At 68.0% G+C, this 23,519-nt stretch carries 23 protein-coding genes; 12 read left to right on the top strand and 11 right to left on the bottom strand.

What is annotated here, in order from left to right; genetic code table 11:
* Window positions 1–154: 154 nt before the first annotated feature.
* Together LV475_RS10100 and LV475_RS10095 are read right to left on the bottom strand one after the other, a co-directional pair.
* Window positions 155–604, bottom strand: coding sequence for a PAS domain-containing protein (locus LV475_RS10100; RefSeq protein WP_250106240.1), 450 nt, complete (start codon window positions 602–604; stop codon window positions 155–157).
* A 91-nt stretch (window positions 605–695) separates the two neighbouring features.
* Entirely contained in the window at window positions 696–1,670 is a 975-nt protein-coding gene (locus LV475_RS10095; RefSeq protein ID WP_231505793.1) for a MerR family transcriptional regulator, read from the bottom strand.
* 145 nt (window positions 1,671–1,815) lie between these two features.
* Between LV475_RS10095 and LV475_RS10090 the strand changes: the two genes are divergently transcribed.
* Window positions 1,816–2,592, top strand: a complete 777-nt coding sequence (locus LV475_RS10090; protein WP_136866747.1) for an SDR family NAD(P)-dependent oxidoreductase — start codon at window positions 1,816–1,818, stop codon at window positions 2,590–2,592.
* Complete coding sequence (locus LV475_RS10085; RefSeq protein ID WP_156227612.1) at window positions 2,589–3,050, top strand: nuclear transport factor 2 family protein; 462 nt, start codon at window positions 2,589–2,591, stop codon at window positions 3,048–3,050. The genes LV475_RS10090 and LV475_RS10085 overlap by 4 nt, the downstream gene beginning before the upstream one ends.
* On the opposite strand, the gene LV475_RS10080 is transcribed toward LV475_RS10085, so the two are convergent.
* From LV475_RS10080 to LV475_RS10040, 9 genes are all read right to left on the bottom strand, one after another.
* On the bottom strand, window positions 3,010–4,395 hold the full coding sequence (locus LV475_RS10080; RefSeq protein WP_136866745.1) for an MFS transporter: 1,386 nt from the start codon (window positions 4,393–4,395) through the stop codon (window positions 3,010–3,012). The two genes, LV475_RS10085 and LV475_RS10080, sit on opposite strands and share 41 nt — an antisense overlap.
* A gap of 36 nt (window positions 4,396–4,431) precedes the next feature.
* Window positions 4,432–5,268, bottom strand: a complete 837-nt coding sequence (locus tag LV475_RS10075) for a symmetrical bis(5'-nucleosyl)-tetraphosphatase (RefSeq protein ID WP_136866744.1) — start codon at window positions 5,266–5,268, stop codon at window positions 4,432–4,434.
* A gap of 124 nt (window positions 5,269–5,392) precedes the next feature.
* Window positions 5,393–5,794: a Co2+/Mg2+ efflux protein ApaG gene (gene apaG, locus LV475_RS10070; RefSeq protein WP_250106239.1), complete on the bottom strand. Its 402-nt coding sequence runs from the start codon at window positions 5,792–5,794 to the stop codon at window positions 5,393–5,395.
* Window positions 5,791–6,513: a 6-phosphogluconolactonase gene (gene pgl / locus LV475_RS10065; RefSeq protein WP_156227616.1), complete on the bottom strand. Its 723-nt coding sequence runs from the start codon at window positions 6,511–6,513 to the stop codon at window positions 5,791–5,793. The genes apaG and pgl overlap by 4 nt, the downstream gene beginning before the upstream one ends.
* A gap of 74 nt (window positions 6,514–6,587) precedes the next feature.
* Window positions 6,588–7,421 carry a 16S rRNA (adenine(1518)-N(6)/adenine(1519)-N(6))-dimethyltransferase RsmA gene (rsmA, locus tag LV475_RS10060; protein ID WP_156227618.1) on the bottom strand — a complete coding sequence of 278 codons (834 nt, stop codon included), beginning with the start codon at window positions 7,419–7,421 and terminating at the stop codon, window positions 6,588–6,590.
* A gap of 2 nt (window positions 7,422–7,423) precedes the next feature.
* On the bottom strand, window positions 7,424–8,398 hold the full coding sequence (gene pdxA, locus LV475_RS10055) for a 4-hydroxythreonine-4-phosphate dehydrogenase PdxA (RefSeq protein WP_430886874.1): 975 nt from the start codon (window positions 8,396–8,398) through the stop codon (window positions 7,424–7,426).
* Window positions 8,379–9,809, bottom strand: coding sequence for a peptidylprolyl isomerase (locus LV475_RS10050; RefSeq protein WP_156227622.1), 1,431 nt, complete (start codon window positions 9,807–9,809; stop codon window positions 8,379–8,381). The genes pdxA and LV475_RS10050 overlap by 20 nt, the downstream gene beginning before the upstream one ends.
* 108 nt (window positions 9,810–9,917) lie before the next feature.
* Complete coding sequence (locus LV475_RS10045; RefSeq protein WP_250106237.1) at window positions 9,918–12,260, bottom strand: LPS-assembly protein LptD; 2,343 nt, start codon at window positions 12,258–12,260, stop codon at window positions 9,918–9,920.
* Between the two features lie 9 nt (window positions 12,261–12,269).
* Window positions 12,270–12,935 carry an adenylate kinase gene (locus LV475_RS10040; protein ID WP_136866737.1) on the bottom strand — a complete coding sequence of 222 codons (666 nt, stop codon included), beginning with the start codon at window positions 12,933–12,935 and terminating at the stop codon, window positions 12,270–12,272.
* A 207-nt stretch (window positions 12,936–13,142) separates the two neighbouring features.
* Here LV475_RS10040 and ppa point away from each other — a divergent pair, with 207 nt between their 5' ends.
* The 10 genes from ppa (at window position 13,143) to lipA (ending at window position 23,191) form a co-directional block, all read left to right on the top strand.
* On the top strand, window positions 13,143–13,673 hold the full coding sequence (gene ppa, locus LV475_RS10035; protein ID WP_125198003.1) for an inorganic diphosphatase: 531 nt from the start codon (window positions 13,143–13,145) through the stop codon (window positions 13,671–13,673).
* A 117-nt stretch (window positions 13,674–13,790) separates the two neighbouring features.
* Window positions 13,791–15,629 (top strand): penicillin-binding protein 2, encoded by a 1,839-nt coding sequence (gene mrdA, locus LV475_RS10030; RefSeq protein ID WP_250106236.1) that lies wholly within the window; start codon window positions 13,791–13,793, stop codon window positions 15,627–15,629.
* 3 nt (window positions 15,630–15,632) lie between these two features.
* The gene (gene rodA / locus LV475_RS10025) at window positions 15,633–16,772 is read left to right on the top strand and encodes a rod shape-determining protein RodA (RefSeq protein WP_250106235.1); all 1,140 of its coding nucleotides are present in this window, start codon (window positions 15,633–15,635) and stop codon (window positions 16,770–16,772) included.
* Window positions 16,773–17,035: 263 nt separating this feature from the next.
* The gene (gene mltB, locus LV475_RS10020; RefSeq protein WP_250106234.1) at window positions 17,036–18,085 is read left to right on the top strand and encodes a lytic murein transglycosylase B; all 1,050 of its coding nucleotides are present in this window, start codon (window positions 17,036–17,038) and stop codon (window positions 18,083–18,085) included.
* Window positions 18,075–18,893, top strand: coding sequence for a septal ring lytic transglycosylase RlpA family protein (locus LV475_RS10015; RefSeq protein WP_250106233.1), 819 nt, complete (start codon window positions 18,075–18,077; stop codon window positions 18,891–18,893). The genes mltB and LV475_RS10015 overlap by 11 nt, the downstream gene beginning before the upstream one ends.
* A complete protein-coding gene (locus tag LV475_RS10010; RefSeq protein WP_250106232.1) occupies window positions 18,890–20,062 on the top strand; it encodes a D-alanyl-D-alanine carboxypeptidase family protein in 1,173 nt (390 codons plus the stop codon). The genes LV475_RS10015 and LV475_RS10010 overlap by 4 nt, the downstream gene beginning before the upstream one ends.
* Before the next feature lie 34 nt (window positions 20,063–20,096).
* Window positions 20,097–20,969 (top strand): aminotransferase class IV, encoded by an 873-nt coding sequence (locus tag LV475_RS10005; protein ID WP_250106231.1) that lies wholly within the window; start codon window positions 20,097–20,099, stop codon window positions 20,967–20,969.
* Window positions 20,966–21,349 carry a YbeD family protein gene (locus LV475_RS10000; protein WP_250106230.1) on the top strand — a complete coding sequence of 128 codons (384 nt, stop codon included), beginning with the start codon at window positions 20,966–20,968 and terminating at the stop codon, window positions 21,347–21,349. Before LV475_RS10005 ends, LV475_RS10000 begins: the two co-directional genes overlap by 4 nt.
* 98 nt (window positions 21,350–21,447) lie before the next feature.
* Window positions 21,448–22,068 (top strand): lipoyl(octanoyl) transferase LipB, encoded by a 621-nt coding sequence (gene lipB / locus LV475_RS09995; RefSeq protein WP_284047306.1) that lies wholly within the window; start codon window positions 21,448–21,450, stop codon window positions 22,066–22,068.
* A 145-nt stretch (window positions 22,069–22,213) separates the two neighbouring features.
* The gene (gene lipA, locus LV475_RS09990) at window positions 22,214–23,191 is read left to right on the top strand and encodes a lipoyl synthase (protein WP_250106229.1); all 978 of its coding nucleotides are present in this window, start codon (window positions 22,214–22,216) and stop codon (window positions 23,189–23,191) included.
* Window positions 23,192–23,519 lie beyond the last annotated feature (328 nt).

The following is a 23,519-nucleotide window of genomic DNA, read 5'->3' as shown; positions in this document are numbered from 1 at the left end:
AAAGCCGTCCCTCGACGGGCAATGAGCCCGTCTTCGCTCCGGCGCCCTGATTGCGCACAAACCCGCGAGCCAGAGATGCCATCGAATCGTGCAGGGTTTCCCCGGGCACCCGGGCACCCGGGCACCCGGGCACCCGGGCCCCGGGGGCGTCGGCTCAGTCGGGCGTGTCGGACTCCTGGCGGGATTCGAGCTCGGCCACCCGGGCACGCAGGCGCTCGTTCTCCTCGCGCATGCGAACCAGCTCGGTCACGTCGCGCTGGATGCCGATGAAGTAGGTCAGGTGGTCGTCGTCGTTGAAGACCGGGGTGATCGACAGCTCGTTCCAGAACAGGCTGCCGTCCTTGCGGTAGTTGCGCAGCACCACGCGGGTGGCCTCGCCCCGACGGATGGCGTCCCTGACCTCGGCCAGCGGGGCCTGGTCGCGATCACCGGCCTGAAGGAAGCGACAATCCTGGTAGAGGATGTCGTCTTGTGAGTAACCGGTCAGTTCCTCGAAGGCCTGGTTCGCGTAGATCAAGATATTGTCCGAGCCTTCCTGCTCGGCAATCACGATACCGTCCGTCGAGGCGTTGACCGCCTTCTTCAGCAGATTCGCATCCAGCATCAAGGTCTGGATCTCCTGTGGTGCATGAGGGTCACGGCATTGTGACACAGACGGCATGATGTCCACACGGCCGCCTGGGATCGATCCCGGCTCAGTGCCGGGTCAGGCGAACCGGGGCGGGTTCGGGGCGGCCGAGCGCTTCGGCCACCTGCTCGCGGCAGTGCTGGATGTCCCGCTCCACCAGTTCGCGCCAGCGTTGCATGAAATCGACGGCCTGGTCGCCGTCCTCGGGTTCGAGCAGCGGCAGCTCGCACCAGAAGACGCGCGCCCCGGCCGCGCTGGTGGTGGGGTTTTCCGGGCGGGTCGTGTCGAGCCGGATCCAGGCGCGCGCTCCCCAGCGACGGGCCATCTGCGTGCGCTGGGTCTCGTTGAGCCCGGTCGGCAGCAGCCGGACATGGAACTGGTCGTCGTGCAGGGCGGTGAACAGCCGCAGGCCGCCGGCGGAGAATGGCCGGCCCGGCACGAGGTTGTCGATCACGACCACCGGGGCGGTCGCTCGTCCCGGGGCGTCGGCGACCCATTCGGCGCGCCCCTTGATGTACTCGGCCAGCCACACCAGCCCCAGGTCGCGGTCCGGCCAGGCAGTGCGCGCCTCGAGCTGGGCCAGGGCCTCGATCAGCACCTCGCGCAGGTAGTCCTCCGGGGTGAGCCACATCAGGGCGGTCACCTCGGCGGCGCGCAATTCGGACGGATCGAGGTCGATGGCCGCGCGCATCACCCGGTCGAGGAGCGACCGAGGTGGTGCCACCGTGGTCGGCGGGGCGGTGGTCGATGTCTCGTCGCCCGCGTCCTCGTTCGCGTCCGGGCCTTCCTGCTCCAGCAGCAGGGCGATCTGGGCGAAGCCCATGCCGCTCTCGGCCAGTTCCTGGATGCGCTGGATGGTGCGGATGTCGGCCTGGCTGTAGAGCCGGTGCCCGGCCGGCGTGCGCGTCGGTCGAATCAGGTCGTAGCGACGCTCCCAGGCACGCAGGGTGATCGGGTTGACCCCGGTGATCTGCGATACCGACCGGATCGGCAGTAGGGCCTGACTTTCGGTTTCGGTTGGGTTCGATTCGGTCGTGGACACGGGCCACCTGCGACGCAATGGGTGTTGTATAACTTGTGCATCGATATTGTAGCAGCCTTCGACTACGCTCGCGTCAAACGATACCGCGCAACCGGACGGTGTTCGTCGCCCTGACCGGTCCGCATTCACACGAGGCATAACCGACATGACCGAAGCGAAGCTGAAGACGGAGCGTATTTACTGGCTGGTGGGCGCGAGCGCCGGGATCGGGGCGGCACTGACCGACCGACTGGTTGCGCGCGGTCATCGGGTCGCCATCTCGGCCCGACACCAGGCGCGCCTCGACGAACGGGCCAGCCGCGATCCGGAGCGGGTGCTGGCGCTGGCCGTCGACGTCACCGACCCGGAGTCGCTGGCCCATGCCTACCGCGAGCTGGTGGCGCACTGGGGGGTGCCGGACTCGGTGATCCTGAATGCCGGCGACTACGAGCCGATGGGATTGGCGGACTTCGATCCCGGACTGTTCGAGCGATTGATCCGGGTCAATTTCCTAGGCGCGGTCAACGGTATCGATACCGTGCGTGAGGATTTCATCGCGCGGGGTGCCGGTGAAATCGTGCTCACGGCGAGTGTGGCCGGCTACCGCGGCCTGCCCTACGCGGCCCCCTACGGCGCGAGCAAGGCGGCCATGATCAACCTGGCCGAGTCGTTGCGTCCCGAGTTCGAGCGGGCGGGGGTGGCGATGCGCGTGATCAATCCCGGCTTCGTGCGCACCCGCCTGACCGACAAGAACGACTTCGCCATGCCGGGGCGCATCGAACCGGAGGCAGCCGCTGAGTTGATCGCCCGTGGCCTGGAGGGACGGGGCTTCGAGATCCTCGCACCACGAGGCTTTGGCTGGGTGATGAAGGGCCTGCGACTGCTGCCCTACGCCCTGTATTTCCGGCTGACCCGCCGGATGCTAAAGGAACCGGGCGCGTGACGGTGTCGGGGCGCGACCTGAATCGGGCGGCCGCCCTCGAGCGCTACGTGGCCGTGATGGAGGGGCTGCGGGTCGATCACCTCGACGCGCTGGCGTCGGTGTATGCCGAGCAGGCGCGCTTCGTCGACCCGTTCAACGAGGTGCGCGGCATCGAGGCGATCGAATCGGTGTTCGCCCACGGGTTTGCGCAGTGTCCGGGGATGCGATTCGTGGTGCAGGCCCGGGCCGTGGATGGCGATCGCGCCCTGCTGCGCTGGCGGATGCGCTGCGATGCCTCGGCGCACGGCCTGTCGATCGACGGCATGTCCGAGCTCGTTCTGGGGCGCGACGGGCGGGTGGTCGACCACGTCGACTACTGGGACCCGGCCGCCCAGCTCTACGAGCGGGTGCCGGTGCTTGGCTGGCTGATGCGCCGGATCAGGCGTCGCCTCGCCGCCCCGACGAGCCCGAGTCGTTGACGCGGTCGGGTTCGTCGATCGCCCCGGGCGGGCCCTCGTAGTCCTCCCAGGCCGGGTCGGTCTCATAGATGGGCGGGGCGGCGTCGCTGACGTGCTCGTGGGCCGGTGGCGATTCGGTCTCCTCGTCGGTGGTGCGCGGATCGAGCTCCAGGCCCGCCGCCGAGGTGCGGTGGGTGAAGACGTAATCGCCGCGTTCCTCGTCCGGTACCGGCGCGTCGATCAGGATGCGCCAGAAGACCAGCAGGATCATGGTGCCGAGCGCCGCGAGGACGAACAGCGGGAAACCGGCCGCGCCGAACCAGCCCATGGCCAGGCCGCTGATCATCGGGCCGACGGCCGAGCCGGCCCCGTTGACCATCAACAGCCCGCGCGTGCCCTCGAGTACCTGGTCGCTCGACAGGCGGTCGTTGGTCTGCGCGACACTGATGGCGTAAAGCGAGAAGGAGAACCCGCCGAAGACCAGCGCCAGGGCGAACAGGGTCCAGCCCGGGAACCAGTCCTGCAGGGCAAGCAGCACGGAAAACGCGCCGCCGATCGCCGAAATCACGATCAGCACGTAACGGCGGTCGCGCCCGTCGGACAGGCGCCCGATCGGCCATTGCAGCAACCCGCCGCCGACGATGATGGCGGCAACGAAGGTCGCCACCTGGGTGTCGGGCAGGCCGACCCGGTTGGCGTAGACCGCCGCCATGCCATAGATGGTGCCGGTGATCACCCCGGACATCGCCGCGCCGATCACGCCGGTGGGCGCCAGCCGGAACAGCTCGCTCAGCGGCAGCCGGGTGGTCTCCATGGGTGGCGGCTGGCTCACCCGCGTGAGCGCGATCGGCACCAGCCCCAGCGAGAACAGCAGGCCGACGATGGCGAAGGTCGAGACCTCCATCGGGCCGTAGATGCCGATCAGGAACTGGCCGGCGCCGTAGGCGAACAGGCTGACCATCATGTAGATGCCGAACACCTGCCCGCGGTGCGTGGTCACCTTCTCGTTGATCCAGCTCTCGATCACCATGTAGAGGCCCAGCAGGGTCACGCCGTTGATCAGCCGCAGGAGCATCCAGAACCAGGGCTCGACCCACAGGCCGTGCAGGATGGCGGCCGCCGAGGAGATCGCGGCGAGCGCGGCGAAGGTGCGGATGTGGCCTACTCGACGAATGATGGCCGGGATGGTGAGCGTGCCCAGCACGTAGCCGAGGTAGAAGGCCGACATGACCAGGCCGATGGTGCCGTCGGAGAACCCCTCCTCGGCGGCGCGCAGGCCGAGCAGGGTGGCGAGCAGGCCGGAGCCGGCGAGCAGCACGCCCATGCCGGCGAGCAGCGACTGGACCGAGAACACCGTGCTAAGCATCGCGCGTCTCCGCGGCCTGTCCCGGGGCGGCCATGGTCATTTGCCACCCTTGGGCTTCTGCGCGCCCGGGCAGTTGGTGGCGAACAGGGCCTCGTCCTCCAGGCGCAGGGCGGTCAGCTGATGACCCCAGAGACAGCCCTGGTCGATGCCCCAGGCATTGGCACGCGCCTTTGCCGGGCCCAGGGTCGACCAGTGACCGAAGACGATCCGACGCTCGGCCATCGCCCGCTCGGGCATGGCGAACCAGGGGATCAGCGCCGGGTCGGCATCGGCCGGGGGACGCTTCTCGGTGAAGTCGAGCCGGCCATCGGCGTGGCAGTAGCGCATGCGGGTGAAGACGTTGATGGCGAAGCGCTGGCGGTCGATTGGCGTGGTATTGCCGTCCGGATGATCGCTCTGGTTACCGAAGATCTCGCCGAAGAAGGTCAGCGGCTCGTCGGCCTGCATGGCCGCCTCGGCTTCCCGGGCGGCGGCCTGTGCCGTCGGCAGGTCCCAGGCGGGGTGGATGCCGGCATGCACCAGGGTCCAGTCGAGGCCCGGGTCGTGATGCAGGAGCGGTTGCCGGCGCAGCCAGTCGATCAGCTCGTCGCCGTCGGCGGCGGACAGGATCGGGGCCAGCGTGTCGCGACCGCGGGCGACCCGCGTACCGAAATAACAGCCCAGCAGGTGGATGTCGTGGTTGCCCAGCACGGTGACGGCGCGGTCGCCCAGCCCGCGGACGAAGCGCAGCGCCTCGAGCGACTGCGGGCCGCGATTGACCAGGTCGCCCACGAACCAGAGCCGGTCGGCCGCCGGGTCGAAGCGGATCTGTTCGAGCAGGGCCTCGAGCGGGTCGAGGCAGCCCTGCAGGTCGCCGATTGCGTAGGTGGCCATGGGGCGGGGGAATTCCGTCGCGTGAAGTGGGCAAAGGGGGGATGCTAGCACCCGACGCATGGGAGTGGTGCGGCGGGATCGACAGCGATGTTGGCCGGGTTGCCGGCCCGAGCTTGGATCGTGGCTACTGGATGCTGCGGAAGGCCGCCGGGGCCACCAGGTCGAAGGTCGGGATGGTCACCCGGAGTACCTCGCCCTGATCGCTGACAAAACCGTAGTCGCCCCACATTCGCCCGGCGGGTGACTCGATCACGGCACCGGAGCGGTAGGAAAACCGGTCGCCGGGCAGGATGCGCGGTTGTTCGCCGACCACGCCCTCGCCGCGCACCTCCTTGAGGCAGCCGTTGCCGTGGTCGATGACCCAGTGCCGGTCGGTCAGGGTGACCGGCTGATCGCTGTCGTTCTCGATCACGATCTCGTAGCCGAAGGCGAATCGATTCGCGGCGGTGTCGCTGTGCTCGGGCACGAATACCGCCCGCGGGCGGATGCGGATGGACTCGGCCAGGGGCGAGGCGGTCAGCATCATGGCGCCCCCGCCGCGGCGCGATCGACGAACCAGTGGGTGGTCCGCTCGGCCGCCAATCGTTCGGCGGGGCGCTCGCTTTTCCCGTCGCGAATGCGGGCGAACGCCCGGCGCTTGTCCGCGCCCAGCACCAGGAAGACCACGTCGCGAGCGGCCTCGAAAACCGGGAAGGTCAGCGTGAGGCGATGGCCGTGGAGCTTGGCCACCGGGTTGACCACCACCAGGCGCTCGCGTTCGGCCAGTGCCGGGGTGTCCGGGAACAGCGAGGCGAAGTGCCCGTCGCTGCCCAGCCCGAGCAGGGTCACGTCGAAGCGCGGCACGGCCCCGGCCGTCCAGCGCCGCAGTGCCGTCTCGTAGGCATCGGCGTCCCACTCCGGGTCACGCTGCTGGTCCGAGATCATCGGGAAGGTGCGATGCGGCTGGATGCCCAATGGTTCGAACAGGGCCAGCCGCGCCATGCGGAAATTGCTGTCGGGGTGATCCAGCGGCACGTTGCGCTCGTCGCCGAAGTAGAACTCCACTGCCTGCCAGTCGAGGGCGTCACGGTAGCGGTGGGCGAGCAGTTGATAGAGCCGTCTCGGCGTGCCCCCGCCGGCCAGTGCGATCCGCGCGATGCCCCGCGCACGCACCGCCGCGGCCAGCCGATCGACCAGGAAGTCGGCGCAGGCGGCGAAGGCGTCCTCGGCCTGGGGGTAGGCGTGTATGTCGGCGGTCGCGGACATGGCCGTGGTTTCCTGCGATGGGTGAAGGGGGTGCCGGTGCCCGGCGCCCGATCGGGGCGCGGGTCGGTCGCTCGTCAACTGCTCGGGTCGAGCCGTCGGGCCAGCGTCAGGAAGGCGGGTATGTCCAGTGCCTGCGCGCGCAGCGACGGGTCGATTCCCGACGCCTCAATTGTTGACGCTGGCATGAGGGGTTTCAAGTTGTTGCGCAGGGTCTTGCGACGCTGGGCGAAGGCCGCGGTGACCAGCGTCTCGAAGCGGGCCTGCTCGGCGGGCGGCACCAGCGGCTCGGCGCGCGGGGTGATGCGGATCACGCTCGACTCCACTTTGGGCGGCGGGTTGAAGGCCTCGGGCGGCACGTCGAACAGGTGCTCGACCTCGGCGTGCATGGCGGTGAGCACGCTCAATCGCCCGTAGGCCGAGTCGTTGGGGCCGGCGGCCAGGCGGTTGCCGACCTCGCGCTGCACCATGAACACCATGTCATGGATGCGTGTCGACTGTTGCAGCAGCCGGGTGATCAGCGCGGTGGCGATGTTGTAGGGCAGGTTGCCGACCAGGGTCAGCGGCGGGGTGAGCCCTTGCGCCTCGCACAGCGCATCGAGGTCCAGGCGCAGGGCATCCTGCCCCACCAGTTCGACCTGTCGGCCAACGCCCTCGGCATCGAGCTTGACGCGCAGGTGACGGATAACGTCGCGGTCGAGCTCGATCGCGACCACGCGGTTGCCGCGCTGGGCGAGTGGCACGGTCAGTGCCCCGAGCCCCGGCCCGATCTCGATAACGGGCCCATCGCCCGGGATGGCGCCGAGGATGCGGTCGATCACGCCGTAGTCGACCAGGAAGTTCTGGCCGAAGCGCTTGCGCGCCCGGTGGCCGTCCTGGACGCCTTTCTTGGAATTGCCCGCGGCTGCCATGGTCAGGCCGCCGCCCGCCGGGTGATCTCGCCGGCAAGCCGGATCGCCTCGGCCAGCGAGCCGTGCTCGGCCCGACCGCTGCCGGCCAGGTCCAGGGCCGTGCCGTGATCGACCGAGGTGCGCACGATCGGCAGGCCCAGGGTCACGTTCACCGCCCGACCGAAGCCGGCGTACTTGAGTACCGGCAGGCCCTGGTCGTGGTACATCGCCAGCACGGCATCGGCGCCGTCGAGGTGGCGGGGCGTGAACAGGGTGTCGGCAGGCAGCGGGCCGATCGCCTGGATGCCGCGTTCGCGCATCGCCTCGAGCGTCGGGCCGATCACGCGGATTTCCTCGTCGCCCAGGTGCCCGGATTCGCCGGCATGCGGGTTCAGGCCCGCGACCAGCAGGCGCGGCTGCGGCTTGCCCAGCCAGTCGACCATCGCCGCGTGCAGCGTCTCGATCACGGTGGTCAGCGTCTGGCCGGTGATCGCGGCCGGCACCCGGGCCAGGGGCAGGTGGGTGGTGGCCAGCGCGACGCGCAGGGTGTCGGCCACCAGCATCATCACCGGGGTGCCGCCGACCCGGTCGGCGAGGTATTCGGTGTGCCCGGTGAAGGGAATGCCGGCGTCGTTGATCACGCCCTTGTGCAGCGGCGCGGTGACCATCGCGGCGTAGCGGCCATCACGGCAGCCATCGGCGGCGTGATCGAGCATGTCCAGCACGTGGCGGGCGTTGCCCGGATCGAGCCGACCCGGCGTGACCGGATTGGCCGCGGCCAGATGGTGGAAGCGAAAGCCGGCTGAGGTGGCGGCCGAGTCGTCCGCGGCCGGCCAGTCGAAGGGCAGACCCAGGGCCTCGGCGCGCGCGGCGAACACGTCCCGGTCGCCGAGGACGACCAGTTCGTCGGACGGCGTGAAGGCCGGGTCGGCGGCCAGCGCGAGCAGCAGGTCCGGGCCGATCCCGGCCGGTTCGCCGCTACTGACGACCAAGCGCACGCTGGCCACTGGCGTCGTTGACGGTGCCGGTCAGGCGGTTCTCGATGTAGGCCTCCGCGCGCAGGCGGCGGATGTACTTGGTCAGCTCCTCGTCGGCGCGGCGCTCGCCGATGGCATTGCGTGCCTGCTCGCGCAGGTCCTCGCCGGAGACCTCCTGGCGGCGCTGGTCGTTGACCCGCAGGAAGTGAAAGCCGAACTGGCTTTCGAAGACCGGGCTCAACTCGCCGGTCTGGACCGATTCCAGGGCTTGCGCGAACGCCGGCACCATGTCCTCCGGGTTTACCCAGCCCAGGTCGCCGCCGCGCTGGGCGGAGCCCGGATCGTCGGAGAATTCGCGTGCGACCGAGGCGAGGGTCGTCTCGCCGCTGGCGACCTGGGCGCGCAGCTGCTCGGCCAGCTCGCGGGTGGCGGCCGGGTCGCGGTCTTGGCGGGGGCGCAGCAGGACGTGTTCGGCCCGATACTGCGTCACGGCCGCGGTGCCGGTGGTGCTGCGCGTGTCCTTGACCTTGACGATGTGAAAGCCGTTCGGGCTGCGGATGATCTCGCTGACCTCGCCGGCCTGCATGTCCTGCACCACCGGCAGGAACAGCGACGGGATGCGTGCCGGTTCGCGCCAGCCGAGATCGCCGCCCTCGTCGGCGTTGAGCGCATCGGAACGCTCGGCCGAGACGCGGGCGAAGTCCTCGCCGTCGCGCAGCTCGTCGCGGATCGCCTCGGCGCGTTCGCGGGCCGATTCGATCGCCTCGGGCGAGGCATTTTCGGGGACCGAGACCAGGATCTGGGCGAGGCGGTACTCGGTCTGCTCGGCCGACGCCCCGGTGCGCTGCTCGATGTAGGCGTCGATGTCGCGATCGGAGACATTGATCTGGCTGTAGACCTCGCGCTTCTGCAGCTCCTCGAGCAGCATCTGCTCGCGGATGCCGTCGCGGAACTCGGCCCAGTTCTGGCCCTGGCCGACCACGGCGTCGCGCAGTTGCGAAAGGTTCATGCCGTTGCGCTGGGCGATGCCGTTGAGCGCCTGGTTGAGGCGGGTGTCGTCGATCTGGATGCCGATCTTGTCGGCCCGCTCGAGCATGGTCGCCTCGGTGATCATGCGGTCGAGCACGCGCTCGCCGAGGCGTTGCTGGTCGGCCGGGCTCATGTTGGCGAGATCCACCTGGCCACCCAACTGGGCCACCTCGGCCTGCAGTTCGCGCTGGGTGATCACCCGGTCATCGACCACGGCCACGATGCGGTCCAGTGGCTGGAAGCCGCTCATGCCGGGGTTCTGCTGGCCGGACGAGCCACCGTTGGCCTGGGCGGCCGCCGGTGACGCGGTCAGGGTCATCGAGGTGGCGGTGAGCAGCAGGGTGGCCAGCACGGCCAGCGGTCGACGCGCGTGGCGGTGTGTCGGGGCGTGCGAAACGGGCATGGATCTACTCGCGGTTGCGGCGTTGAAATTCGGTCATGTTCCGGGGTGACGATACCCGGGCTCGGGCGATCATAACGCATCCGGGCAGTTGGGGCCGATGCCCGGCGGTCAGGGATCGAAGCCGAGGATGTCGTCGCGGAACTGGTTGCCGCCGATGCCACCCAGGCCCTTGAGCTCGACCTGGAAGACCACGGCGTTGGAGTACTCGGCATCGTCGCCCAGGTCGGTACCCACGTCCGGTCGGACGATGTAGCGCTTGAAGGCCAGGCGTGCCGACCAGCAGCAGGACTCGTAGCCCACGCCGAGCAGCGACTGGACCACCTGCTCGGACTCGAAGTCGTAGCCGACCCGGCCGAGCATCGACCAGCGCCGTGAGAGCGGCCAGGCGAACGACACGTCGCCCTGGCGGTAGTCGCGGTCCGACTCGTTGATGCCCTCGCGGGTGAACCAGGAGAAATTCAGGACGCGATTGTCTTCTCCCCGATAGCCGAGTCGCGTCTGCGAGCGAGAGACCCGTTCCCGATCGGTGTCGTACTCGGCGGTGAACGAGCCGTTCCAGTTCTGAGTGACGTCGCTGTAGACCTCGGCGAGCACGGTCGAGCCACCTGCCTCTCGGTAGCTCGGGTGCGTCTCCGGGGTGGCGAAATTGGGCGGCAGCACCGTCTCGGAGTCCTCGAACCGGTAGCGCTGGGCCACGCGCAGCGACAGCGGCACGGTGCCTTGCTGGGTGTCGATCAGCGACCAGGACAGGCCGTAGGTCAGGGCGTTCTCGTCGGCGATCCGGTCGCCGCCGGAGTAGCGATTGGGACGGAACAGCTGGCTGTAGCTGAGCGTCGGCTGCCCGGTGTCGAACAGCGGGATGTCGCTCTGGTCGCGGTACGGCACGTACAGGTAGTAGAGCCGCGGCTCGAGCAGGGCGCGGTAACGACCCGTTTCACCGTAGGCGCGCTCGAAGAACAGGCTGCCGTCAATGCTGGAGATCGGCACGCTGCGCGTGGCGCTGGTGTCGAATGCCCGGTTGCCGTCAATCGTGTTGGGATCGGCGTCATCCAGGTGGTAGCTGGTGGTGTCGAGCGTGACCTGCGGGCGCAGACGGTACCAAGTGTCGTCGAAGGTCTGACCAAGCCCGATCGCGGCATGCGCACGATCGCCGACGATGCGTTCGCTCGAGGGGTGGGCAAACCGGGTGACGTCCGCGCGCACACTCAAGCTGGGCGCGACGTGTTCGCCCCACTGCCCCAGGCCGAAGCGGTTGCTGGCGGTCAGCCGCGGCATGATTCGGTACGGGTACTGGTACTCGCTCAGGTCGGGATTAATGGTCTGGTAGCGCTGCGCCAGCAACCCGAGGTTCCAGCCGCCGCCCGGGCGGGCGTTGAGTCGCACGTCGCTGCGGAGATGGCTGGTGGTCGACTGTTCCAGGTTGGTGGAAAAGTCCTGGAAGAACTGGTCGTCGGAGACCCGATTGATGTCGACGCGGTAGTCGAGGTCCGGATTGACCCGCCCGCTGCTGTCGAGTCCCAGGGACCAACGCGAGCCGCCCTCGACCCGGTCGTCGGGCAGGTAGAAGAAATCGAGCTGGTCACGACCGAGGTCCTCGCTGCCGAACTGGTGCAGCCAGCGCACCTGCCCGCCCAGGCCCAGACCGCGCTTGGTCAGCAGGGTGGGGGTGAGCGTGGCGTCGAGATTGGGCGCGATGTTCCAGTAGTAGGGCTGGGCGTACTCGAAGCCGCCTTCGGTGCTGTTGCCGAAGGTCGGGTAGAGCAGGCCGGACTGGCGCCGGTCGTCGATCGGGAAGTTGAGATACGGCGCGTAGAACACCGGCACGCCACCGGCTCGCAAGGTGGTGTGCCAGGCCTCGCCGCGGCCGGTCTCACGGTTCAGGTTGACCTCGCGTGCCTGGAATTCCCAGTCGCGTTTTTCGGCCGGGCAGGTCGAGAAGGTCGCCTGGCCGAGGCGATAGTGCTGCCGGTCGTCCTGGACGATGGTCTCGGCCACGCCGGAGAGGTGCTGGCTCTCCAGCCAGTAATGCGCCCGCTCCAGTCGCCCGGCGTCCGTGTCGAGGTTCAGCTCGCCGCGCTCGGCCTGCACGGCCATGTCGCCGGTCTGCAGCCAGAGGTTGCCCTCGGCGGAGACGCTGGCCTCGGAGCCCTGCCGGTAGATCAGCCGCTCGCCGCGCACGCGCCGCCCCGGCTCGTCGACGATGGCATCCCCGATCAGGGTGACGGTGCCGTCAGTGCCGTACTCGGCCCGGTCGGCCGAGGCCTTGCCCGGCTCGCCCTCGGCCAATGGCTGGTAGGCGGGGCGCTCCGGGCCGAAGGCCGGGCACAGGCCCCACTCGCCGCCCGAGGCCGCTTCGACTGGCTGCAGCGATTGGCTCCCGGCCAGTCCGCCGGCCCCGAGTGCAGCGGCGATGGCGATGGCCAGTGGCGTGCGCGTCTTCCCTGACTCCATGCGTTGGGCTCAGCTCTCGGATGACGGGGCGATCGGGTCGAGGATCTCGCGGAAGTCCGCCGCGATCTGGTCGATTTCCCGTTCGCCGTCGATGCGGGCCAGTCGCCCGTCGCGCTCGTAGTACTCGACCAACGGCGCCGTCTGCTCCTGGAATACCTCCAGGCGGCGACGCACGGTGTCCTCGTTGTCGTCGTTGCGCTGAACCAGTTCGTGCTCGCAGTGGTCGCACTGGTGGTCGGAATCCGGCGGATTGGTGAAGCGATTGAACACCGCGCCGCATTCCTTGCAGGTCATGCGGCCGGTCAGGCGCTTCATCAGCTTGTCGAGCGGCACGTCCAGGAGGATGCCGAGCTCCAGCGGGCGCTCGAGGCCTTCGAGCATCTCGTCGAGCGCCTCGGCCTGGGCGATGTTGCGCGGGAAGCCGTCGAGGATGAAACCGCGCTGGGTGTCCGGTTGGGCCAGGCGCTCGCGGATCATGCCCAGTACGATGTCGTCACTGACCAGCTGGCCTTCGTCCATCGCGGCCTTGGCCTTGAGACCGAGTTCGGTGCCCGCGGCCACGGCGGCGCGCAGCAGGTCGCCGGTGGAGATCTGCGGGACCTTGTAGTGTTCCACCAGGCGTGCCGCCTGCGTGCCCTTGCCCGAACCCGGGGCGCCCAAAAGTACGATTCGCATGGTTTTCCAGATCTTGATAGCCGTGGATTTTGCCGACCGAATTCGAGACCGGGACTCCGGTCGACCGGCGAAAAACGGTATCATAACCAAAACGCCGTGACTTGCGGCGAGATGGCTTCCCGTTTCTTCGGAAACTCTGCACGAATGGCATGGCATTCATGCAGAGTTTCCCTTCAGTTCAACAGCAATCTATCGAGGCCGATCCCTATGGACCTGTCGAAGATCTCCGCCGGCAAGAACCCGCCGGAAGACATCAATGTCGTTATCGAAATCCCGGTGCAGGGCGTGCCGGTCAAGTACGAGCTGGACAAGGATTCCGGCGCGCTCCTGGTCGATCGTTTCATGGCGACCTCGATGTACTACCCGACCAACTACGGTTTCATCCCGCAGACGCTCTCCGACGATGGCGATCCGGTTGACGTGATGCTGGTCGCGCCGTTGCCGCTGCAGCCGGGTTCGGTGATCCGCGCGCGTCCGGTGGGCATGCTGGAGATGACCGACGAATCGGGCATCGATGCCAAGATCATCGCCGTGCCGCACGACAAGCTCACCCCGCACTACCACGACGTCAAGAAGGTCGAGGACCTGCCGGGCTTCCTGCTCGAGCAGATCCAGCACTTCTTCGAGCAGTACAAGGCGCTCGAGCCGGGCAAGTGGGTCGAGTGCAAGGGCTTTGCCGACAAGGCCGCGGCCTGCAAGGAGATCGAGGACTCGATCGCCCGCCACGAGCAGCAGTGATCCGGTGCGAGTCGGAGCGTGGTGTGCGTCCGACATGACTGCATTGACGCGGCCGGCGGGGTGCTTCCCCGTCGGCCGCGCTTGTTTTCAGTGTAACGGCGAGCCCCGAGCGAATCGATGCTAGATCGTCTCCATGATCATGGCCGGGCCAGGCGGGTATTCCGGCTGCGAATCCTGTTCGCGGCGCTGGTCTCGCTCGTGGTCGTCCTCACCTTGCTGGGGCGGGCCGCCTGGCTGCAGATCGCCCAGCACGAGCACTATCTCGCCAAGGCCGAGCAGAACCGGACCCGCCTGGTGGTGGTGCCGCCCGAGCGCGGCCGGATCTTCGATGCCCAGGGCGAGGTGGTGGCCGACAACGTCGCGACCTACCAGGTGCAGATCACCCCGGAGCACAGTCGTGACGTGGCGGCGGAGCTGGCGATGCTGGCCGACGTGCTGAGGCTGGACGCCCGCGCGGTCGAGGCGCTCGAGGAGCGCATCCGGGTCAGTCGCCGCTTCGACCCGGTGCTGGTCAAGGCCGACCTCGACGAGGTCGAACGGGCGCGGCTTGCGCGGCTCAAGCCCTGGCTTCCCGGGACCGAGATCGTCTCCAGCCTCAAGCGGGTCTACCCGTACCGCGAGCTGCTCGCCCACGTGGTGGGTTACGTCGGTCGGATCAACGCCGAGGACGTCAAGCGTCTCGATCCGGACGCCTACCAGGGCACGCAGTACGTCGGCAAGACGGGCATCGAACGCCAGTACGAGGATCGTCTGCACGGCCAGCCGGGGTACCGGATCGTCGAGGTCGACGCGCTCGGGCGCGAGGTCAAGGTGCTCGAGACCCAGCGGCCGGTGCCGGGCGAGGACATCGCCCTGACCATCGACGTCGGCCTGCAGGGCGTGGCGGCCGCCGCCCTGGGCGAGTACGCCGGGGCGGTGGTCGCCCAGGACCCGCGTGACGGGGCGATCCGCGCGATGGTCTCCCGGCCGTCGTTCGACCCCAACCTGTTCGTCGACGGCATCAGCCACCAGGCCTACCGCGACCTGCTCGAGGACCCGGACCGTCCGCTCTATAACCGCGCGACCACTGCCACCTACCCGCCGGGCTCGACCATCAAGCCGGTGATGGGGCTGGCGGGCATGGAATATGGCCTGCTCGATCCCGACGAGCGCTTCTTCGCCGGCCCGTACTACCAGATCCCGGGCAACGACCACCGCTATCGCGACTGGCGCAAGTGGGGCCACGGCTGGGTCGATTTCGAGGAATCCGTGTTCCGCTCGGTCGACGTGTACTACTACGATCTCGCCTACCGCATGGGCATCGACCGGATGCACGAGTTCTTCACCCGGTTCGGTCTTGGGCAGCAGACCGGCATCGACCTGCCCGGCGAGCGGGCGGGCCTGATGCCCTCGCGCGACTGGAAGCAGCGGGTCAAGCAGCAGGTGTGGTTCCCCGGCGAGACGGTGATTGCCGGCATCGGCCAGGGCTACATGCTCTCGACCATCCTGCAACTGGCCGACATGACCTCGACGCTGGCGCTCTCCGGGGTGCGGCACGTGCCGTGGCTGGTCGCCGACGACCGCGAGCTGCAGCCCCGCCTGACGCTCTCGAGCGACTCCTACTGGCAACGTGCCCGCGAGGCGATGCGAGCGGTGGTCGGCCACGAGCGCGGCACGGCCCACAAGATCGAGGCGCCGTACCCGATTGCCGGCAAGACCGGCACGGCACAGGTGTTCTCGGTGGCCCAGGACGAGGAATACGACGCCGAGGAGCTTGAACGACGGCTGCACGACCATGCCCTGTTCGTCGGCTTCGCGCCGTTCGACGACCCCAAGCTGTCGGTGGCCGTGATCGCCGAGCACGGCGGTAGCGGGTCGGGGACGGCCGCGCCCATCGCCCGACAGGTGATGGATTTCTGGTTCGATGTCGAGCCGGACGCCGACGTCCAGCCCGAATTTTCCGAGTACGGGGACTGATTCATGGCCGTTGACCGTCTGCAACCCATCCGCCTGGGCGACCGGCTCGGGGCCACGCTGCGCTCTGTGTTCAAGCTCGACCCGGTGCTGCTGTTCTTCGTCGCGCTGATCGCCATGATCGGCGTGGTGGCCGGCTACTCGGCTGCCGAGCAGAGCGATGCCTGGGTCGAGCGCAGCATCGTGCGCCTCGGCCTGGGCTTCGGGCTCATGCTGCTGATTGCGCAGATCCCGCAGCGCTGGTTTTTCGCCGTCGCACCCTGGCTCTATGCCGCGGTGGTGCTGATGCTGGTCGCCGTCTGGCTGGTGGGCGACATGGGTGGCGGGGCAAAGCGCTGGCTCGATCTGGGCGTGATCCGCTTCCAGCCGGCCGAGCTGATGAAGGTGGCCATGCCGATGATGATCGCCTGGTTCCTCGCCCGTCGCCCCCTGCCGCCGCGACCGCTAGACGTGGTGGTCGCGATGCTTGCGGTGGGCATCCCCACCGTCCTGATCGCCGGCCAGCCGGACCTGGGCTCGTCGCTCCTGATCATGGCCTCGGGGCTGTTCGTGCTGTTCTTCGCCGGCCTGTCCTGGTGGTACATCGGCGGCTTTCTGGCGCTGGCCACCGCCGCGATGCCGGTGATGTGGTTCTTCGTCATGCACGCCTACCAGAAGGAGCGCGTGCTGACCCTGCTCGACCCGGCCAGCGACCCGCTCGGCGCCGGGTACCACACCATCCAGTCGATGATCGCGATCGGTTCAGGCGGTGTCTGGGGCAAGGGCTGGTTGCAGGGCACCCAGTCGCACCTCGACTTCCTGCCCGAGGGAACCACGGATTTCATCCTCGCGGTCTACGCCGAGGAGTTTGGCCTGATGGGGCTGCTGGTGCTGTTCCTCTTGTATCTCGCCGTCATCTGGCGCGGGCTGTGGATCGCCGAACACGCCGAGTCGGTCGAGGGGCGGCTGCTGGCGGCCTCGATCTCGATGACCTTCATGGTCTACGTGCTGGTCAATGCCGGCATGGTGCTGGGGCTGTTGCCGGTGGTCGGTGCGCCCCTGCCGCTGATGAGCTACGGCGGCACCGCGCTGGTGACCATCATGGTGGGTTTGGGTATGCTGATGAGCATCCGCACGCAACGCAGTTTCCTGGGGCACGATCGTTAGGGGCCGCTCGATGATTTGGCGATGTCTCTGCGGGTCGCCAAGGGCCCAGATGCAAGACGCCGTCCGTAGTGAAGGGCCGAGTCCTTCACAAGGGCGGCAACGCCGCAGGTGGGTCCTTGGCGGCCCGCCCGCTGGGGCAGCCGGGCTTGCTCCCGCTTGGTGTTGCCGCCCTCGGCGGACCGTTACCCGCCGGCGCTGCGGTGCCCGGATCGCGAAATAGCCCGGCTGCCAGAGACGTTGCCAACTCATCGAGAGGTTCCTTAATGACACACGCTTTGAACCGCGCCACGCAAGGCGTTCTGGCCGCCGCTTTCCTCGCTGTCGGCAGCGCGCAGGCCGGCGATTACCTCGACCGCGAACCGGTGCAGGCGTTCATCGACGAGGCGGTCGGCGAGACCGGGGTCCCGCGCGAGCAGATCGAGGCCTGGCTGGGCGATGCCGCCTACCAGCAGAAGATCATCGACGCCATCACTCGCCCGGCCGAGTCCAAGACCTGGGGCGAGTACAGGCCCATCTTTCTCACGGACAAGCGGATCGAGCGCGGCGCGGTCTTCATGCAGGAGCACCGCGCTCTGCTCGACGAGGTCGCCTCGACCTATGGCGTCTCGCCCTACGTGATCACCGCCATCATCGGCGTGGAGACCTATTACGGGCGCATCACCGGCGGCTATCGCGTCATCGACGCGCTGGCCACGCTGGGCTTCGATTACCCGCGCCGCGGGGAATTTTTCCGCGGCCAGCTGGTCGACTTCATTCGCCTGGCCGGCGAGGAAGGCATCTCCATGGACAAGGCCGAGGGCAGTTACGCCGGGGCGATGGGATTGCCGCAGTTCATCCCGTCGAGCTACCGGCACTACGCGGTCGACGGCGATGGTGACGGCGACCGTGACCTGTGGGACAGCCACCACGACGTCTTCGCCAGCGTGGCCAACTACTTCGTCGAGCATGGCTGGGGGCAGGGCGAACCCGTGATGTTCGAGGTGGACATCAACGGTGCCGAGGTCGACGACCTGCTCAACCGGGCGCGTGATCTCGCGCCCAAGACCACCCTGGCCGAGCTGCGCAAGCGCGGCGTGGTCGTGCCGGACGACGCGCCGGTGCCCGACGACTTCGAGGTGATGCTGTTTACGCTCACCGATGGCGATGACGTCGCCTATCACGTGGGACTCAACAATTTCTATGTCATCACCCGGTACAATCACAGCGTGCTCTACGCGACCGCCGTCTGGCAGCTGGCCCAGGCAATCGAAGAGGCCGTCGAAGCGGCCGATCTCGCCACCGGCGCGGCGCACGACGAGGCCGATGCGGGCTGAGGCCGCATCCATCGGGCGCCACCGGCTGACCGGCGCGGCGGTCGTCGCGCTAGTCGGCACGCTGTTGCTGGCCGGTTGTGCCAGCGGTCCGTCTCCGGATCGGGCGGCCACCCGCGATGCCGTCCCCCGCGACGAGCCCTACTCGAGCCGCGGCAACCCCGACAGCTATTCCGTGCTGGGCAAGCGCTACACGGTGCTGGCCAGCAACACGGGCTTTCGCGAGCGCGGTCTTGCCTCCTGGTACGGCAATAAATTCCACGGGCGGCTGACCTCGTCGGGCGAGCCTTACGACATGTACAAGATGACCGCGGCGCACAAGTCGCTGCGCCTGCCGACCTACGTCCGGGTGACCAACCTCGACAACGGCAAGAGCGTGGTGGTGCGGGTCAACGATCGCGGCCCGTTCGTCGACGGGCGGATCATCGACCTGTCCTACGCCGCGGCGCACAAGATCGAGATGACCGGCAAGGGCACCGTGCCGGTCGAGATCGAGGTGGTCGGTCCCGACGACACGCGCACCGCGACCCGGAATTCCGCCTCGTCGGGGAACCGTTCCGGTCGCGCGATGCCCAATGCCCGCTGGGGCGAGAATGTCTTCGTCCAGGTGGGCGCCTTCCGCGACGCGGACAATGCCGAGGAAATCGGTGCGCGCCTGCGTCGCGCGGGGCTCTCGACGGTCAGCCAGTCGGCCGGCGGCTGGACCCGGGTGCGCGTCGGCCCGCTCGCCTCGGCCGACGAGTTCGATGACGTGCGCGAGCGCCTGCGACAACTCGGCTTTCACGAAACAACGATGGTGGTGAAGAAATGATCAAGGCCTTGTCCACGACATGGCGAGGCGGCTGGTTTGCCGGCCTGCTGGCGACGACCCTGCTTTCCCTGGTGGCAACAAGCACGTATGCCGCGCTGCCCACGCCGGGCGCGCCCGATCTCTCGGCGCGTTCCTACGTGCTGCTCGACTACGCCACCGAGCAGGTGATCGTCGAGCGCGACGCCGACCGGCCCGTGCCGCCGGCGAGTATCACCAAGCTGATGACGGCCTACCTTGCCTTCCAGGCGATCAAGAGCGGCAATATCGCCCTCGACGACCAGGTGACGGTCAGCGAGAAGGCCTGGCGCATGGGCGGGTCGCGCATGTTCATCGAGGTGGGCACGCAGGTCACCGTCGAGGCGTTGCTGCAGGGCATGATCGTGCAGTCGGGTAACGATGCCGCCACCGCGCTTGCCGAGTACATCGGTGGTAACGAGGACTCGTTCGTCGCGCAGATGAACGCCACCGCCGAGCGCCTCGGGATGGACGAGACCCACTTCGAGAACCCCACCGGCTGGCCGGCCGAGGGACACCGGATGTCCGCGCGCGACATCGCGACCCTGCTCTCGCAGCTGATCCACGAGTTCCCGGACCTCTACAAGTATTTCCGCCAGAAGTCCTACACCTATGGCGGCATCAAGCAGTACAACCGCGAAAAGCTCCTGTTTCGCAACGAGTGGGTCGACGGCGGCAAGACCGGTCATACCGAGGCGGCCGGCTACTGCCTGGCCACCTCCGGGGCGCGCGACGGCATGCGCCTGATCGCCGTGGTGCTGGGCACCGACAGCGACGAGGCGCGCAACAACCAGGCCGAGGCCCTGCTCAACTACGGCTTCAGGCACTTCGAGACCGTCGATGTGCGCTCGGGTGGCGAGACACTCGCCAGTCCGCGCGTCTACAAGGGCGAGATGGACCAGACCCCGGTCGGGCTGCGCCAGGATCTCTCGGTGCTGGTGCCCAAGAATCAGCGCGACGACCTGGCCATCAGCCTCAAGCTCGACGGCGAGCTGACCGCGCCGCTGAACCAGGGCGATGCCGTCGGCTCGCTGGTGGTGCGCCTGGGCGAGCAGGCCATCGCCGAGCGACCGGTGGTCGCCCTGTCGGACAATCCGGAGGGCGGCCTGGTCAAGCAGGCGACCGATAGTTTCTGGCTCTGGTGGGATAACTGATGATCGACCCGATGCCGTTTGTCGAGGTGCTCTTGTGACAAGCAAGTCACGGCCGGTCTATCTCAACGGTGAGTGGTGCGATACCGACACGGCGCGCGTGTCGGTGCTCGATCGTGGCTACCTGTTCGGCGACGGCGTCTACGAGGTAATCCCGGCCTTCGCCGGTCGGCTGTTCGGTCTCGACGAGCACATGGCGCGCCTGTCGCGCAGCCTCGAGGCGATCGGCATCGCCGAGCCGTTGGGACGTGATGACTGGCAGGCCATCTTCGACCGGCTGCTCGCCGGCATCGACGCCCCCGATGCCGCCATCTACCTGCAGGTGACGCGCGGCGCGCCGGCAAAACGTGACCATGCCTGGCCGGGTGACGAGGTGTCTCCGGGCGTGATGGCCACCGTCTCGCCGATCGGTGCGATCGCCGGCGGCGCGCGCGTGATCACGTTGCCCGATGCGCGCTGGGCGCGTTGCGACATCAAGAGCATCAACCTGCTGCCCAACACCATGGCGCGCCAGCAGGCCCTCGAGCAGGGCTGTGACGAGGCGGTGCTGGTGCGTGACGGGCTGGTGATGGAAGGGGCGGCGACCAACCTGTTCGCCGTGGTCAACGGGCGGCTGGTCACCGCGCCGACCGGGACGCGCATCCTTGCCGGCATCACCCGCGGGCTGTTGCTCGACCTGGTGCGCGACGAGCGGCTGGTCGAGGTGGACGAATCGTTCATCACGATCAGCGCCCTGCGCGAGGCCGACGAGGTGTTCCTGACCAGTTCGACCAAGGATCTCTGGCCGGTGGTCGAGATCGACGGCCAGCCGGTCGGCTCGGGCGCGCACGCGGGTCGGGCTGGCCCGGTTACCCGGCAACTCGATCAGCATTTCCAGGCACTCAAACACCCGCAACGGAGCTCGCGATGACCGACGATTCTTCCCCGAACGGGAAAGGCAATGACCCCCTCGAGGCTCGACCCGATGGGCAATTGACCGCCTGCGATCCCAACGCCAAGCCCACGGCGGCCGAGGACGAGGCGGCGCTCGAGCGCGAGACCCTGATCGACTTTCCGAGTGAATTCCCGATCAAGGTCATGGGCCCGGCCACCGATGCCTTCATCAACGACATCAAACAGGCCGTCGACGGCGTCGTGCCCGGCCTGCCCGAGTCCGCCTGGAAACAGCGCGCCAGCGGCAAGGGCAACTTCGTCGGCCTGACCGTCACCTTCACCGCCACCTCCCGGAAACAGATCGACGACGTCTACCGCGCGATCACCGCGCACCCGGACGTGAAGATGTGCCTCTGATCCGGGCTCAATGCCCGGATCAGAGAGAAATCAGAAGTCAGACGGACGAGGTCAGAGGGTGGCCGTTCCGTCCTCTGACCTCTTATACCTGACTTCTCATGTCTATCTCCCCCGATTTCCATTGGCTAGGCGAACGGCGCGACTACCGCGCCACCTGGGCGGCCATGCGGCGTTACACGGCGAAACGGTCAACCGAGAGCCCGGATGCCTTCTGGGCCCTGACCCACCCGCCCGTGTTCACCCAGGGGCTGGCGGGTCGGCCGGAGCACCTGCTGAGTCCCGGCCACATTCCGGTCATCCCGACCGACCGCGGCGGGCAGGTGACGTATCACGGCCCGGGCCAGTTGGTGTTGTACACGTTGGTCGATCTGCGCCGCGCCGGCCTGGGGCCGCGCGACTGGGTCCATCGGCTAGAGCAGGTCGTGATCGACTGGTTGGCGGCGCGGGACGTGCTCGCCGCGCGCCGATCGGATGCCCCCGGCGTGTACGTCGATCACGCCAAGATCGCCGCCCTCGGCCTGAAAATCCGACAGGGGCGCTGTTATCATGGCCTGTCGTTCAATATCGACATGGACCTGGCTCCATTCGCCCGGATCAACCCCTGCGGCTACCAGGGGCTGGCCGTCACCGACGTCAAGCGCCTGCTCGGCGAGACCGGGTCCCTGCCCGACATCGCCGGCGAGCTGACCGCCGGCCTGGCCAGGTCATCAACGCCGTAAGAGCGCCTTCAGGCGCGATATCCGCTAACGCGACCGCCCCGTTTTTGGAGCGGCGAGTTGTACTCGCCAACGCGGAGTGCAACTCCGCGATCCACGATGCCCGTTGCGCCTCGCACACGCTGGAGACCCAGCCGGAGACCCAACCATGACCGACGCCTCGTACAACGCCGTCAAGCCCGATGCGCCCACCCGGGAAATGCGCTCCTCCGACAAGGTCTCGCGCATCCCGGTCAAGATCGAGCCCAGCGAGCCGATGCGCAAGCCCAGCTGGATTCGCGCCCGGCCGCAGGGCGGGGCGGAGGTTCAGCGCCTCAAGCGCGTGGTGCGCGAGCAGGGGCTGAACACCGTCTGCGAGGAGGCCAACTGCCCCAACCTGGGCGAGTGTTTCAACAACGGCACCGCCACCTTCATGATCCTTGGCGACATCTGCACGCGCCGGTGTCCGTTCTGCGACGTGGCCCACGGCAAGCCGCGCCCGGTCGATCCCGAGGAGCCGGCCCGACTGGCCGAGACCGTGCGCGCCATGGGGCTGAAGTACGTCGTGATCACCTCGGTCGATCGCGATGACCTGCGCGACGGCGGCGCGCAACACTTCGCCGATGTGATCCGCGCCTTGCGCGAGGTCAACCCCGGACTGATCGTCGAGATACTGACCCCCGACTTCCGTGGCCGGGTGGAAAAGGCCATCGACATCCTCGGCGCCGAGCCGCCGGACGTGTTCAACCACAATCTCGAGACCGTCCCGGAGCTCTACCGGGCCGCCCGACCGGGCGCGAGCTACCAGGGCTCGCTCGACCTGCTCGCCGAGATGAAACGTCGCTGCCCCGACGTGCCCACCAAGTCCGGGCTGATGCTGGGGTTGGGCGAGACCGACGAGCAGCTGATGCGCGAATTGCAGGACATGCGCGACCACGGCGTCGACATGCTCACCCTTGGCCAGTACCTGCAGCCCTCCGTCCACCACCTGCCGGTCAAGCGCTTCGTCTCCCCCGAGCACTTCGCCGAGCTCGGCCGCCAGGCCGAGGCGCTCGGCTTCACCCACGTCGCCGCCGGCCCGATGGTGCGCTCGTCCTACCACGCGGACCAGGGCGGGTTTGACGTGTTGAAGAAAGCGGGTAGCTGATCGCCGGAAGCCGGAAAAGAGCGTAGGAGCGGCTTTAGCCGCGATGCCCGATCAAGACGGAAGACATAAGAAGTCAGAGATCAGAGGTCAGGTGGTGGCAGGCACGCCAACCAGCTCCAACCCCGACCGCCCCGTCCTCTGACCTCTCCTATCTGACCTCTCACCTCATGCTCCGGAGCCGCCTTGTTGCACCCATGCAACAGAAAAACCCCCGTTTGTTGCAAACCGGCCCCCGAGGGGTTGTCAGCGCATCCCATCTGACTAGTATTGGCCGCGTACCTGGCCAAACGCACCGCATGATGCCGGGGAAATTTGGAAATCTCACAAC

The sequence above is a fragment of the Guyparkeria hydrothermalis genome, from assembly GCF_023555375.1.
Lineage (GTDB): Bacteria > Pseudomonadota > Gammaproteobacteria > Halothiobacillales > Halothiobacillaceae > Guyparkeria > Guyparkeria hydrothermalis.
The sequence above is the reverse complement of the archived record's forward strand: the minus strand, read 5'-3'. Positions and strand labels throughout refer to the sequence as shown.

Coding starts and splice junctions, on each gene's coding strand:
- LV475_RS10100 (WP_250106240.1), bottom strand. CDS start 604: ATGCTGGATGCGAATCTGCTGAAGAAGGCGGTCAACGCCTCGACGGAC.
- LV475_RS10090 (WP_136866747.1), top strand. CDS start 1,816: ATGACCGAAGCGAAGCTGAAGACGGAGCGTATTTACTGGCTGGTGGGC.
- LV475_RS10080 (WP_136866745.1), bottom strand. CDS start 4,395: ATGCTTAGCACGGTGTTCTCGGTCCAGTCGCTGCTCGCCGGCATGGGC.
- LV475_RS10075 (WP_136866744.1), bottom strand. CDS start 5,268: ATGGCCACCTACGCAATCGGCGACCTGCAGGGCTGCCTCGACCCGCTC.
- apaG (WP_250106239.1), bottom strand. CDS start 5,794: ATGATGCTGACCGCCTCGCCCCTGGCCGAGTCCATCCGCATCCGCCCG.
- pgl (WP_156227616.1), bottom strand. CDS start 6,513: ATGTCCGCGACCGCCGACATACACGCCTACCCCCAGGCCGAGGACGCC.
- rsmA (WP_156227618.1), bottom strand. CDS start 7,421: ATGGCAGCCGCGGGCAATTCCAAGAAAGGCGTCCAGGACGGCCACCGG.
- LV475_RS10050 (WP_156227622.1), bottom strand. CDS start 9,809: ATGCCCGTTTCGCACGCCCCGACACACCGCCACGCGCGTCGACCGCTG.
- LV475_RS10045 (WP_250106237.1), bottom strand. CDS start 12,260: ATGGAGTCAGGGAAGACGCGCACGCCACTGGCCATCGCCATCGCCGCT.
- LV475_RS10040 (WP_136866737.1), bottom strand. CDS start 12,935: ATGCGAATCGTACTTTTGGGCGCCCCGGGTTCGGGCAAGGGCACGCAG.
- ppa (WP_125198003.1), top strand. CDS start 13,143: ATGGACCTGTCGAAGATCTCCGCCGGCAAGAACCCGCCGGAAGACATC.
- mrdA (WP_250106236.1), top strand. CDS start 13,791: ATGCTAGATCGTCTCCATGATCATGGCCGGGCCAGGCGGGTATTCCGG.
- rodA (WP_250106235.1), top strand. CDS start 15,633: ATGGCCGTTGACCGTCTGCAACCCATCCGCCTGGGCGACCGGCTCGGG.
- mltB (WP_250106234.1), top strand. CDS start 17,036: ATGACACACGCTTTGAACCGCGCCACGCAAGGCGTTCTGGCCGCCGCT.
- LV475_RS10015 (WP_250106233.1), top strand. CDS start 18,075: ATGCGGGCTGAGGCCGCATCCATCGGGCGCCACCGGCTGACCGGCGCG.
- LV475_RS10010 (WP_250106232.1), top strand. CDS start 18,890: ATGATCAAGGCCTTGTCCACGACATGGCGAGGCGGCTGGTTTGCCGGC.
- LV475_RS10000 (WP_250106230.1), top strand. CDS start 20,966: ATGACCGACGATTCTTCCCCGAACGGGAAAGGCAATGACCCCCTCGAG.
- lipB (WP_284047306.1), top strand. CDS start 21,448: ATGTCTATCTCCCCCGATTTCCATTGGCTAGGCGAACGGCGCGACTAC.
- lipA (WP_250106229.1), top strand. CDS start 22,214: ATGACCGACGCCTCGTACAACGCCGTCAAGCCCGATGCGCCCACCCGG.